This window comes from Streptomyces sp. WG7 (assembly GCF_049975785.1).
In the GTDB taxonomy this organism is placed as follows: domain Bacteria; phylum Actinomycetota; class Actinomycetes; order Streptomycetales; family Streptomycetaceae; genus Streptomyces.
In genome coordinates, this window is record NZ_JBNGGE010000001.1 from 30224 (window position 1) to 42479 (window position 12256).

At 70.9% G+C, this 12256-nt stretch carries 10 protein-coding genes; 7 read left to right on the forward strand and 3 right to left on the reverse strand.

All coding sequences use genetic code 11. From position 1 onward, the window contains the following. Nucleotides 1-126: 126 nt before the first annotated feature. The 3 genes from ACP4J0_RS00120 to ACP4J0_RS00130 all read left to right on the forward strand — a co-directional run bounded on the left by ACP4J0_RS00120 (nucleotide 127) and on the right by ACP4J0_RS00130 (nucleotide 5541). Nucleotides 127-1881 carry an LCP family protein gene (locus ACP4J0_RS00120; protein WP_426596516.1) on the forward strand — a complete coding sequence of 585 codons (1755 nt, stop codon included), beginning with the start codon at nucleotides 127-129 and terminating at the stop codon, nucleotides 1879-1881. Nucleotides 1882-2086: 205 nt separating this feature from the next. Beyond that, nucleotides 2087-3838, forward strand: a complete 1752-nt coding sequence (locus tag ACP4J0_RS00125) for an LCP family protein (RefSeq protein ID WP_426596517.1) — start codon at nucleotides 2087-2089, stop codon at nucleotides 3836-3838. A 77-nt stretch (nucleotides 3839-3915) separates the two neighbouring features. Continuing rightward, nucleotides 3916-5541, forward strand: coding sequence for an LCP family protein (locus tag ACP4J0_RS00130; protein WP_426596518.1), 1626 nt, complete (start codon nucleotides 3916-3918; stop codon nucleotides 5539-5541). 29 nt (nucleotides 5542-5570) lie between these two features. Here the strand turns inward: ACP4J0_RS00130 and ACP4J0_RS00135 are convergent, their stop codons facing one another. Next, on the reverse strand, nucleotides 5571-6617 hold the full coding sequence (locus ACP4J0_RS00135; protein ID WP_426596519.1) for a glycosyltransferase family 2 protein: 1047 nt from the start codon (nucleotides 6615-6617) through the stop codon (nucleotides 5571-5573). Nucleotides 6618-6761: 144 nt separating this feature from the next. Here ACP4J0_RS00135 and ACP4J0_RS00140 point away from each other — a divergent pair, with 144 nt between their 5' ends. Then, entirely contained in the window at nucleotides 6762-8267 is a 1506-nt protein-coding gene (locus tag ACP4J0_RS00140) for an LCP family protein (protein WP_426596520.1), read from the forward strand. 13 nt (nucleotides 8268-8280) lie between these two features. Here ACP4J0_RS00140 and ACP4J0_RS00145 read toward each other — a convergent pair whose 3' ends face one another. After that, nucleotides 8281-9573, reverse strand: a complete 1293-nt coding sequence (locus tag ACP4J0_RS00145) for an LCP family protein (RefSeq protein WP_426596521.1) — start codon at nucleotides 9571-9573, stop codon at nucleotides 8281-8283. Between the two features lie 117 nt (nucleotides 9574-9690). On the opposite strand from ACP4J0_RS00145, the gene ACP4J0_RS00150 reads away from it, so the two are divergent. Next, nucleotides 9691-10257, forward strand: a complete 567-nt coding sequence (locus ACP4J0_RS00150; RefSeq protein WP_426596522.1) for an acyl-CoA thioesterase — start codon at nucleotides 9691-9693, stop codon at nucleotides 10255-10257. Between the two features lie 25 nt (nucleotides 10258-10282). Here ACP4J0_RS00150 and ACP4J0_RS00155 read toward each other — a convergent pair whose 3' ends face one another. Continuing rightward, a complete protein-coding gene (locus ACP4J0_RS00155; RefSeq protein WP_426596523.1) occupies nucleotides 10283-10741 on the reverse strand; it encodes an ATP-binding protein in 459 nt (152 codons plus the stop codon). 224 nt (nucleotides 10742-10965) lie between these two features. Between ACP4J0_RS00155 and ACP4J0_RS00160 the strand changes: the two genes are divergently transcribed. After that, nucleotides 10966-11820 carry a helix-turn-helix domain-containing protein gene (locus tag ACP4J0_RS00160; protein ID WP_426596524.1) on the forward strand — a complete coding sequence of 285 codons (855 nt, stop codon included), beginning with the start codon at nucleotides 10966-10968 and terminating at the stop codon, nucleotides 11818-11820. An 11-nt stretch (nucleotides 11821-11831) separates the two neighbouring features. Further along, nucleotides 11832-12035 carry a DUF397 domain-containing protein gene (locus ACP4J0_RS00165; RefSeq protein WP_426596525.1) on the forward strand — a complete coding sequence of 68 codons (204 nt, stop codon included), beginning with the start codon at nucleotides 11832-11834 and terminating at the stop codon, nucleotides 12033-12035. Nucleotides 12036-12256 lie beyond the last annotated feature (221 nt).

Below are 12256 nucleotides of genomic sequence, written 5' to 3' on the forward strand. Positions count from 1 at the left end.
GTCACTGCCGGGACGGGAGCAACCCGTGGGGACGGCCGTACAGCCAACGAGGGGCCCCGTACGTCCAACTGGGCGAACAGGTCGTGCGCAGGGGCACGTCGGCGGGCCCGAGGGTGGGAGAGGGACATGACGCAGAGCAGTGTGCACGGGGAGGGAACACGACCGGGCGCCGCCGTCCGGCACGCCCGGGGCGGCAGGGGCGGCAGGGAAGGCAGCAGGGGCGCTCCGGACGGCGGCGGCACGGGCACGGGCGGACAGGACGGCCCCGGGGGCGGGGACGGCGGGCGGTCCGGACGGCGGCGCGCCGGACGCCGGCACCGCGCACTCCGGTGGTCCGCGACGACCCTCGCGGTTCTGATACTCGGCACGGCCGGCGCCGGATACCTCTACTACGAGCACCTGAACGGCAACATCGAGAAGGGCGAGCGCAGCAGCGGCGACTCCAAGGCGCACCGGGCCGAGCCGAACGCGGCCGGACAGACCCCCCTGAACATCCTGCTGATCGGCTCCGACAGCCGCGCCTCCGACGCGAACGTGGCGCTGGGCGGCGGCAAGGACACGCGCGACAACCCGCCGCTGGGCGACGTGCAGATGCTCATCCACCTGGCCGCGGACCGCAAGAGCGCCGCGGTGGTCAGCATCCCGCGCGACACCCGGGTCGACATCCCCGAGTGCACCGACCCGGACAGCGGCGAGAAGTACCCGGCGGCCAACACGATCATCAACGAGTCGCTGGGCCGCGGCGGCGCCGGCTGCACCCTGGCCACCTGGGAGAACCTCACCGGGGTCTACATCGACCACTGGATGACGATCGACTTCGCGGGCGTGGTGTCGATGGCGGACGCCGTCGGCGGGGTCGAGGTCTGCGTGAACCAGAACGTGTGGGACCGTCCGCTGCCCCGCGTGCCCGGCGGCTCGGGCCTGAAGATGACGGCCGGCCCGCACAAGGTGCAGGGCGAACAGGCCCTCCAGTGGCTGCGCACCCGGCATGCCTGGGGCAGTGACGTGCTGCGGGCCCAGGCTCAGCACATGTACATGAACTCCATGATCCGCACCCTGAAGGGGCAGAACGTCTTCACCGACACGGGCAGGCTGATGGACCTGGCCGAGGCGGCCACGAAGTCCCTGACGGTCTCCGAGGAGATCGGCACGGTCAAGAAGCTCTACGACCTGGGCATGCAGCTCAAGACGGTGCCGACGGACCGCATCACCATGACGACGATACCCACCGTCCAGGACCCCCGGAACGCGAACCACCTGCTCCAGGCGGGCGCCGACGCGGAGAAGATGTGGGCGATGCTCCGCGACGACGTGTCCTTCGACGACAAGGGCGCCAAGGACTCCGCCTCCGGTGAGGACGCAGGAAAGGACGCAGGAAAGGACGCCGGGGAGAACGCCGGAAAGGGCACGGGCGAGGAGACCGGAAAGGACACCGGCCGAAAGCCTTCCGGGGACTCCCCCGCCGCCGACTCCGAGATCGGCGTCCTCGTCCAGAACGCCACCCGCTCCGCAACCCTCGGCCCGGTCGGTGGCCGGGCGGGCGCGCTCGCCCAGGCGCTGGTGGAGAAGGGTTTCGACAAGGCGACGAAGGACGCCTCGGCCGCGCTCTCCGAGGAAAGGACCCTAGTCCGCTACCCGAACGCCGAGCTGGCGGGCGACGCCCGGCGCGTCGCCGAGGTGCTGGGAATTCCGGCGAGTGCGGTGCGGAAGTCGGCGGACGTGTCCGGGATCACGCTCGTCGTGGGAGCGGACTGGCGCTCGGGCACGTCCTACCCGAAGCAGAAGACGCCCGAGGCCGGAGACCTGCCGGACAACAGCGACGCCCTCAACGGCTCGGACACCGGTAAGTGCATGGATGTGTACAAGCCCTACCGATGGTAGGAACTCATGAAAATAGGAGGGATTGCCCTGTTGTAGGGGCATCGAATTTGTCACCAGTGTCGTTCGACGCTGAACTGGGCCGATAGTGTGAGCGCTCCAGTGCCCCCGCCGCGAGGTCCGCCCTGGCGTCGTGCACTTGATGACCCTTTACCGTGCGCCTTCCGGGGAAGGTGCCGCGTGGCCCCCGCCGGAGGAATGGGAGACCGTGGACGCGCAAGGACGTGGGCGGGCAGACAACGTCGATCCCGCAGACCAGTGGGTACTGAATCCGCGCACCGGTGAATACGAACTGCGACTGTCCCCTTCCGCACCGCAGTCGGCTGTCCCGGGCCCCCGCCGGTCCGCCCCCCGCGCCGCCGGCGCCACGGACGCCTCCGCCGCCGACGGCGGCACCGCCGGCCGGGCACGTCGTACGGCCGCGCCCGGCCGCGAGGTCCCGCCCCAGCGACGGCGCCGTCCCACGCCCGAGGAGCCGGTGCCCGGCCGGCGCGGGCGGCGGCCGGAGAAGAAGAAGTCGAAGGGCAAGAAGGTCCTGCTGTGGGCCGGCGGCAGCACGGCGTTCATCGTCCTGGCGGCCGCTGCCGGCGGCTACGCCTACCTCAAGCACCTCGAGGGGAACGTCTCGACCACGGACGTCGGCAACGCCGGCAGCAGCAGCTTCAAGAAGGACGAGGCCTTCAACATCCTCGTCATCGGCACCGACAAGCGCACCGGCGCCGGCAACGAGGGCTACGGCGACGCGGGCAGCGTCGGGCACGCCGACACCACGATCCTCCTGCACGTGGCCAAGGACCGCTCCAACGCCACCGCGCTCAGCATTCCCCGGGACCTGATCGTCGACATCCCCGACTGCGAGACCACGCAGGAGGACGGAACGAAGACGGTCGTCCCCGGGGAACAGGACGTCCGCTTCAACAAGAGCCTCGGCGAGGGCGGCCGGAACGCGGGCTGCACCATGCGCACGGTGAAGGAAGCGACCGGTATCCAGCCGGACCACTTCATGATGGCCGACTTCAACGCGGTCAAGACGCTGACCACCGCGGTCGACGGGGTCGAGGTCTGCGTGGAGAAGGCCGTCGACGACAAGAAGTCCAAACTCAAGCTGCCCGCGGGCAAGTCCGTGGTCGAGGGCGAGGACGCACTCGCCTTCGTCCGCACCCGGCACGCCTTCGGCAACGAGGGCGACCTGGACCGCATCAAGGTGCAGCAGCAGTTCCTGGGCTCGCTCATGCGGAAGATGTCCTCCAGCGACACCCTGACCAGCCCCACCAAGCTGGTGAAGCTGGCCGAGGCCGCCACCAAGGCCCTGACCGTGGACGAGCCCATCGGCAACGTGGGCACGCTCAAGGACATCGCCCTGGAACTGAAGAAGGTGCCGACGAAGAACATCACGTTCCTCACGGTGCCGGTGAAGGACAATCCCGCCGAGAAGATCAAGGCGACGGTCGTCCCCCTGGAGACGGAGGCGCCCCAGGTCTTCGACATGATCAAGAACGACATCTCCTTCACCGAGGTCAAGCAGCAGGAGAAGAAGGAGGCCGCGGCCGTCGCCGCCCGCCTCCAGGGCGAGAAGTCCGACCCCTCCGAGGTCCGCGTCCGCGTCCTCAACGGCGGCGCCCCCAGCGGCAGCGCGGGCAAGGAGCTGACCTACCTCCAGACCGAGGCCGGCGTCACCAAGTCCGAGAACGCCGGGAACGCCCCCGCGGACATCGCCAGGACCACCCTCGAATACGCCCCCGACCAGGCCGACCAGGCCCGCGCCCTCGCCGAGATCCTCGGCCTGTCCGGCGCCGCCATGAAACCCGGCGAGAGCGTCACCAACGCCCAGGGCCTGCCCACCATGACCCTCACCCTCGGCAAGGACTTCAAGGGCGCCGGAGTCAAGCTCAACGCCAAATCGATCAAGACGCCGGAGCTGGACAAGTCCACGGCGGACCAGGTGCAGTGCGCCAGTTGACCTGACGGGCCTGTCGTACGTCTCACAGGCAGGCGACGGGCCCGCGCCGTGGCGCGGGGGTGGGGAGGGACGCGGACGTGACGCGGAGCAGTGTGCAGGGGGAGGACACGCGGCAGGGCGCATCGGACGCCCCCGAGCGTGCGGAGGCCGCCGTCGGCGGCGCGGAGGGCACCGGTGACGGCGACGGCGGTGCCGAAGCCGGCAGACGCCGGCCCCGCAGGGGACGCCGGGTGCTGCGCTGGACCGCGGTGACACTCGCCGTGCTCCTGGCGGGCACGGCCGGTGCCGGATACCTCTACTACGAGCGCCTCAACGACAACATCAAGAAGGACGCCCTGAACCTGGGCGACAACAAGGTCGCCGCGCCGACGCCGAACGCGGCCGGGCAGACCCCGCTGAACATCCTCGTCATCGGCTCGGACGCCCGGGACAGCGAGGAGAACCAGCAACTGGGCGGCGCCCGCGAGACGTTCGGCGCCACGCCGCTGGCGGACGTGCAGATGCTGGTGCACCTGTCCGCCGACCGCAGCAACATGTCGGTCGTCAGCATGCCCCGCGACACCCTCGTGAAGATCCCCAAGTGCACCGACCCGGACGACGGGAAGGTCTACCCGGCGAGCGAGGGCCGGACGATGACCAACCAGAGCCTCGGGCACGGCGGCCCCGGCTGCACGGTCGCCACCTGGCAGGAGCTCACCGGCATCCACATCGACCACTTCGTGATGGTCGACTTCGCGGGCGTGGTGTCGATGGCGGACGCCGTCGGCGGCGTCCCGGTCTGTGTGGACGCCAACATCCACTCGCGCGACAGCCAGGGCCACGGCTCCGGCCTGAAGCTGGAGAAGGGGACGCACCCGGTCAAGGGCGAGCAGGCCCTGCAGTGGCTGCGCACCCGCTACGGCTTCGACGACGGCAGCGACCTGGCGCGGGCCGAGGCCCAGCACATGTACCTGAACTCGATGGTCCGGACGCTGCGCGAGAACGCGACCCTGAGCAGCCCGAACAAGCTGCGCAGGCTGGCCGAGGAGGCCACCGGGGCGCTCACGGTCGACCCGGGCCTCGACACCGTCAAGAAGCTGTACGACCTCAGCAACGAGCTGCGCAAGGTGAAGCCGGAGCGCATCACCATGACCACGATGCCCAACCGGTACGTGGGCGCCCGCGTGGAACCGACCGAGGACGCGGAGCGGTTGTTCCGGCTGGTGCGGGAGGACATCGCGCTGGACGGCAAGGACGAGAAGAAGAAGCCGGCCGACAAGAAGCCGGAGGTCCCGGACGACCCGGCCGCCGCCGACGGCGAGATAGCGGTCCAGGTCCGCAACGGCACCCGCACCGACCGGCTCGGCGCGGCCCGCGGACGCGCGGACACGGTCGCCGGGCTGCTGGTGGAGCAGGGCTTCACGAAGGCGGTCACCGACCCCTCGGTGCTGCCCAGCGAGGACCTCACGGTCGTCCGCTACCCGAGCACCGACCTGGAGGGCGACGCGCGGCGTGTGGCCGAATCGCTGGGGATCCCGGCGAGTTCGGTGCGGCGGTCGACCGACGTCTCGGGGGTCACGCTGATCGTCGGCGCCGACTGGCGCGAGGGCACGGCGTACCAGGCGCCCGCGGCGGACGACAAGGCCCCGGAGTCGGCCGAGGCCCTCAACGGCGCGGACGACGGCGCCTGCATGCACGTGAACCCTGCGTTCACCTGGTCCTGAGCGGCGTCACCGGGTTCCGGCGGCGTCCGTCACCGGGTCCCGGCGGCGTCCGTGTCGGGCCGCACGGCCGGGCGCCGGGAGGCGATGACCCGCTTGGCCAGCGACCGCGGGCTGGTCAGGAAGCCCCAGCCCCACGACATGTGCATGGTCGCCAGCGCCACCGGGATCTGCGCCCGCGCCTTCAGCCCGAGCCCCTTCCCGGCCGGCAGGGACCCGGCGACGATGGCCGCCAGGTAACCACCGGGTACGACGAAGCCCCACGGGGTCAGCACCGCACCCACCACGACACCGGCGGCGATGGCGCACACGGCGGTCGGCGGGGCGAGGTAGCGCAGGTTGATGGAGCCGGAGTGGTAGCGGGCGACGACGTGCCGCCAGCGGCCGTAGTCCTTGTACTGCTTGGCCAGCGCCCGCACGGACGGGCGGGGCCGGTAGGAGACCCGCAGCTCGGGCGAGAACCAGATCAGACCGCCGGCCTCGCGGATTCGGAAGTTCAGCTCCCAGTCCTGGGCGCGGATGAACTCCTCGTTGTACCCGCCCTGCTGCTCCAGCGCCTCGCGGCGGAAGACACCCAGGTACACCGTCTCGGCCGGGGCGGCCTCGCCGCCCGTGTGGAAGGCTGCGTTGCCCACGCCGATCTTCGACGTCATCGCGGCGGCGACGGCGTCCTCCCACGCGTTCTCGCCCTCGGCGTGCATGATCCCGCCGACGTTCTGCGCGCCGGTCTCCTCGAGGAGCCGTACGGCCGTGGCGATGTAGTTCGGCGAGAGCATGCCGTGGCCGTCGACGCGGACGACGACCGGATGGCGGGAGGCCTTGATCGCGGCGTTCAGCGCGGCGGGCGTGCGGCCGGTGGGGTTCGGCACGGTGTGCACGCGCGGATCCTCGGCGACGAGCTCGGCGGCGATCTCGTCCGTACGGTCCGCGGAGGGACCGAGGGCGATCACGACCTCCATCTCGCCGGCGTACTCCTGGGCGAGGATGGCGCGGACGGAGCCGCGCAGATGCCGTTCCTCGTTGAGGACGGGCATGATCACGGAAACGGCGGGCGGCCGCACGTCGGACTTGGCGTTCATCGGTGCTCACGTTACCGCGAACGGGGGACACGGGCGCGCGCCGCGGGGGTCACAGCCCCGGGCAGCAGATCGTATGGGCCTACGGTGCTCACGGATCGCACGTCCGGCCGCACGGCCCCGTCCTCGCGGAGGTGTCCTTTGCCCATGCCGCCCCGCTCCCCCCGGGTCCCGGCCTCGTCCCCCCGGGGCGGCCCGCCGCCGCAGCACGGCGGCTCCGGTTCGTCCCGGCGCCCTCCCGGTCCCCCCGTACGGCGGAGAAGGCCGCGCTGGGCCCTGCGGGCGGTGACGGCACTGTCGGTGGTGGTGCTCGCCTCCGCGGGGATCGGGCACGCGGTGCTCGCCGGCCTGGACGCGGACATCTCGCGGGTCGACGCCTTCAAGGACATGAAGAACCGGCCCCGGGCCGGTGACGGCATGAACATCCTGCTGGTCGGCACCGACGGCCGCGACCGGATCAGCGAGCGGGAGCGGCAGGAGTACCGTCTCGGCGGCGCCCCCTGCCACTGCACCGACACGATCATGATCGTGCACATCTCGGAGGACCGGGAACGCGCCAGCGTGGTCAGTCTGCCGCGCGACTCGTACGCCGAGACGCCCGACCACACCGACCGCACCACCGGCGAGCATCACGAGGGGCACCCCCTCAAGCTGAACGCGGCCTACGCCGAGGGGGGTCCGCAGCTGACCGTCCGCACCGTCGAGAACATGACCCGCGTGAAGATCGACCACTATCTGGAGGTCGACTTCACCAGCTTCATGAAGACGGTGGACGTCCTGGGCGGTGTGCGGATCTGCACGGCCCAGCCGCTGAGGGACAGCTACACCGGGCTCGACCTGCCGGCCGGCACGCACCGGCTGATGGGCGGGCAGGCGCTTCAGTACGTCCGCGCACGCCACCTCGACGGGGCCTCGGACCTGAGCCGGATGAAGCGCCAGCAGCGCTTCCTGGCCGCCCTGATCGACCGGGCGACCTCCTCGGGGCTGCTGCTGAACCCGCTCAGGTTCCGCGACGTCATCCAGGCGGTGCTCGGCTCGGTACGGGCGGACAAGGGGTTCGGCACCGACGAGCTGCTGACGCTCGGGCGGGCGATGCGGAACTTCTCGCCGTCGTCGTCCGAGTTCACCACCGTGCCCGTCGCCGAGACGGGCCACGACGTCAAGGGCATCGGCTCGACCCTGAAGTGGGACCCCGTGGAGTCCGAGCGGATCTTCGACGCCCTGCGCGAGGACCGGCGCCTGGCCGCGCCGAAGCCGAGGCCCGAGGGTCCGGCGCCGGTGCGGGTCCCGGTGGACCCGGAGCAGGTCCGGGTCCAGGTGGAGAACGGCACGCGTACGCCGGGGCTCGGCAAGCGGGTGGACGACGCGCTGGCCGCGGCCGGGTTCCGCACCACCCGGGCCCCCAGGAACGCCACCGGTCACGCGGCCGGGCGGACCGTCGTCGTCTTCGACCCCCGCTGGGACCTCTCGGCGAAGTCCCTGGCCGCCGCCCTGCCCGGCAGCGAGCTGCGGCCGGTCGAGGGTCAGGGCCCGACGCTGAAGGTGATCGCGGGCGCCGGCTTCGAGGGGGTCGTGGAGGTGAAGCCGGCCGACCCGCCGCAGGAGACGGGCACGGTGGTGCGCGGCGACGAGGTGGCCTGCGGGAAGCGGTGACCCGTCGCGGGTCTCAGTTGCCGGAGACGGTGACCTTCTCGTCGTTCTTCAGCTGCTCCACCAGCTTCTTCACCTTGGCGTCGTCCCACTTGAGGTTGGACCCGACGCTGCCCGAGACCGGCATGTTCATCGACGTGCCGTCGCCGCCGCTGACGCTCTTCATCGCCCAGAACATGCCGGCCAGGTCGAACAGGCCCATGTCCTTGTCGACGATGAGGGAGTCCAGGCCCGCGCCCATGGTCGGGTACAGCGCGAACGGGTTGAGGACGGTCGACGGCGTGGCCACCTGGCTCGCCAGCGCCGACAGGAACTTCTGCTGGTTCTTCGTCCGGTCCAGGTCGGAGCCGGCCAGCGCGTACCGGGTGCGGACGAAGGCCAGGGCGTCCTCACCGTTCAGGGTCTGCTTGCCCTTCTTGAGGTCGGCGCCGGACTTCGGGTCCTTGATGTCCTGCGGGATGTCCATCTCTACGCCGCCGACCGCGTCCACGATGTTCGCGAAGCCGGCGAAGCCGATCTCCACGTAGTGGTCCAGGCGCAGACCGGTGTTGTGCTCGATGGTGCGCACCAGCAGCTCGGGGCCGTCCTCCGCGTACGCGGCGTTCAGCTTCACGTGCCGGCCCGTGGCCTCGTACTTCTTGCCGGACTCGGAGCCGACGAAGCTCGGGATCTCCACGTCCGAGTCGCGGGGCAGCGAGATGAGCGTCGACCCGTTGTCCCCGGTGTGCAGGATCATCATCGAGTCGGTGCGCTTGCCCTCGGCGGAGCCGGTGTGCAGGTCCTTCTTCTGCTCGTCGGTCATGCCCTCGCGGCTGTCGGAGCCGACGATCAGGTAGTTCGTGCCCTCGCCGGCCTCCGGCCGCTCGATGACCTTGGACAGGTCGACCTCGCGGTTGAGCTTGGAGTCGGCCCAGAAGTAGGTGCCGACGGTGGTCACGACCAGCGCGGTCACCACCGTGATCGCGGTCCACTTGATCCGGCGGCGCCAGTCCGGCGCGGGCCGGCCCGCGCCGGGGCCACCGGGGCCGGAGCCGGGGCCCCGTCCGCCGGGGCTGCCGTAGACCTGGCCGGTGTTGTAGCCGCTGTCGTACGCGTTCTGCCCCGCATGGCCCTGACCGTCGGCGTACGACGGCTGCTGCGGGACCCCGGCGCCGTACGGCGGTGCCGCCGGGCCCGGTCCGGGCGGCGGCGCCTGGCCGCGGCGGACCTGTCGCATCACGCGGGCGCTCTCGGGCCGCGCGCTCGCGCTGCCGCGTCCGTAGCCGCCGCCTCGGTTGTCGCCGGTCCGTCCCTCGGGCCAATCAGTCATGCGCACCAGTGTGCAGGTCCGCACCACGGCCCATAAGGGCCGTCGGAAAATAAGGTCGGCGCTGTTGCGAAGCTGACACAAATCACTGGGATGTCGCCCCGGCATAAGGTAGAGGCCATGACAGACCAGGCAGAACAGGCCTCGACCTCGCAGTCGGCGACTCCGGAGATCCCGGGCAAGCCGACCTCGGCCTCCCGCACCACCCTCAGCCACATCATGACCCACAGCGACACCAACCTCCTGGGCACGGTGCACGGCGGAGTGATCATGAAGCTCGTCGACGACGCGGCGGGCGCCGTGGCCGGGCGGCATTCCGGCGGCCCCGCCGTCACCGCGTCCATGGACGAGATGGCGTTCCTCGAGCCGGTCCGCGTGGGCGACCTCGTCCATGTGAAGGCCCAGGTCAACTGGACCGGCCGCAGTTCCATGGAGGTCGGCGTCCGGGTTCTGGCCGAACGCTGGAACGAGTCCGCCCCGGCCACCCAGGTCGGTTCGGCGTACCTGGTCTTCGCGGCGGTCGACGCGGACGGCAAGCCGCGCGCGGTCCCGCCGGTCCTCCCGGAGACCGGGAAGGACAAGCGCCGCTACCAGGAGGCCCAGATCCGCCGCACCCACCGCCTGGCCCGCCGCCGCGCGATCATGGAGCTGCGGGAACGCCGGGTGGCGGAGGGGTACGAGGACTGACCGTCCGGGGGCGGGCGGGCGGGGGTCAGGGACCCCCCACCTCGAACCAGAGCAGCTTCCCGGCCCCGCGTCCGAGCGGGCCGCCGTCACCGAGCGACCACCCGCCCCACGAGTGCGCGTACTCCCGCATGAGGTGCAGCCCCCGTCCACCGCCCGCACCGGGCGGGGCGGGAGCGGTGTGCTCTGGCGCCCCGCCCGGCGGTTCGGCGAAGGCCGCGGGGATGTGCGGGTGGCTGTCCCACACGCCGACCCGCAACCGCCCGTCGGCCAGCGCGGTCAGCCGCAGCGAGCAGGGTCCGCGGGTGTGCCGGTAGGCGTTGGTGACCAGCTCGGACGTCAACAACTCGACGTCGCCCACCAGTTCATGCCTGCCGTGCCCGTCGAGGGCGGCCCGTACGGTCATACGTGCGACGCGTGCGGCTCTCGGGTCGTACGGCAGGCGGAGGGCGTACACCCAGGTGTCGGGCAGGGATACGGTGCCCATGGAGGGGCCTCCTGGAGAGAGGGGATTCGGCTTTGCCCAACGGCCGGGCCGTGCGGTGGCTGTGCCCGAGAGGTGCGCTTCCGGCTTACCGGGACGGGAGTGGGGCGGTACGGGCACTACCGTAGAGCCACTTGGAAGATTCATCTCCCATATTGGAGAGATGTACCTGCACTTACCTCGTGTGAGTGACGAGTGCGCCGCGCAGCGGCCTGAGGAGAGGTCTCTTGCCACCCGTAAGCAACCCCACTCTGCGTCAGCGGCGCCTCGGCGCTGAACTGCGCAAACTGCGTGAACGCGCCGGTTTCACGGTCACGCAGGCCGCCGCGCACCTGGGCGTCAACCAGGGGCGCGTCAGCATGATCGAGACCGGACGCAGTCCACTCAGCGCCGACCGCGTCCGGGCGATGGCCTCTGCCTACGACTGTGCCGACGACGATTTGACCACCGCCCTGGCCGCGATGACCGGGCGCCGGACTCGTGGCTGGTGGGAGGAGTACCGCGACCACGTTCCGGTCGCTCTGGTCGACCTGGCCGAGCTGGAGCACCACGCCCCCGGGCTTCGTGTGGCACTTCTGATCCACATCCCGGCGCTGCTCCAGACCACCGACCACGCCCGCTCCCTCTTCCGCGCGGTGGTTCCACCGATGCGTCAGTACGAGATCGAGCACCGCCTCACGCACCGCATGAAACGGCAAGGCATCCTGCACCGGGCGGAGCCGCCCCCGTACTCAGCGGTCATTCACGAAGCGGCACTCCGTATGAACTTCGGCGGGCCGGTCGTCGCCCGTGGTCAGCTCGAGCACCTGCTGGAGATGAGCGAACTTCCTCATGTCACCGTCCGGGTGATCCCCTTCGGCACGGACCACTTCCCGACCACCGGCCAGTCCTTCGACTACATCGAGGGCTCCGTCCCTCAGCTCGACACGGTCCAATTGGACTCGCATCACGGCGCCTGTGAATTTCTCGATGCCGAGGCGCAGTTGAGCAAGTACCGCGCCGTACTGGACCGCATGGAGTCCTGCGCGCTGGACCCTGCCAGGACGCGCGACTTCATCCACCACCGCATCCAGGACCTGTGAAGGAACCCACCATGCAAAACCACAACTGGCGGAAGTCCACCTACAGCGGCGACGGCTCGAACTGTGTCGAGATAGCCACCACGCCGACCACGGTCCTGGTCCGCGACTCCAAGAACCCGGGCGGCCCCCGGCTCGCTCTCCTGCCTGCCACGTGGGCGGGCTTCGCCTCGTACGCGGCGCACCCCCGGAGGCCCGCACCCTCCCGAAAAGCGTGAACGATCGCCGGACATCGTCCTCCAAGCGCTCATACGAGCGCCCCAAGGACACCGACGGCCAATCGTCCACACGACGGGACCCCGGTCATGCACGAGGCCCCGGCGGAACACCCCGCCGCGGACTCCCCTGCGCCGACGCCCGGGCCGCGGCACGGGAGCGTCCGGCTGAGCTACGGCTGACCGCCGGGCACGGGACCGTAGGGTCAGCGACGCGCTTCCGC

What these genes read in the sequence shown, in the direction of transcription:
- ACP4J0_RS00120 (WP_426596516.1), top strand. Translation starts at nt 127, where the DNA reads ATGACGCAGAGCAGTGTGCACGGGGAGGGAACACGACCGGGCGCCGCC.
- ACP4J0_RS00135 (WP_426596519.1), bottom strand. Translation starts at nt 6,617, where the DNA reads ATGAACGCCAAGTCCGACGTGCGGCCGCCCGCCGTTTCCGTGATCATG.
- ACP4J0_RS00140 (WP_426596520.1), top strand. Translation starts at nt 6,762, where the DNA reads ATGCCGCCCCGCTCCCCCCGGGTCCCGGCCTCGTCCCCCCGGGGCGGC.
- ACP4J0_RS00145 (WP_426596521.1), bottom strand. Translation starts at nt 9,573, where the DNA reads ATGACTGATTGGCCCGAGGGACGGACCGGCGACAACCGAGGCGGCGGC.
- ACP4J0_RS00150 (WP_426596522.1), top strand. Translation starts at nt 9,691, where the DNA reads ATGACAGACCAGGCAGAACAGGCCTCGACCTCGCAGTCGGCGACTCCG.
- ACP4J0_RS00155 (WP_426596523.1), bottom strand. Translation starts at nt 10,741, where the DNA reads ATGGGCACCGTATCCCTGCCCGACACCTGGGTGTACGCCCTCCGCCTG.
- ACP4J0_RS00165 (WP_426596525.1), top strand. Translation starts at nt 11,832, where the DNA reads ATGCAAAACCACAACTGGCGGAAGTCCACCTACAGCGGCGACGGCTCG.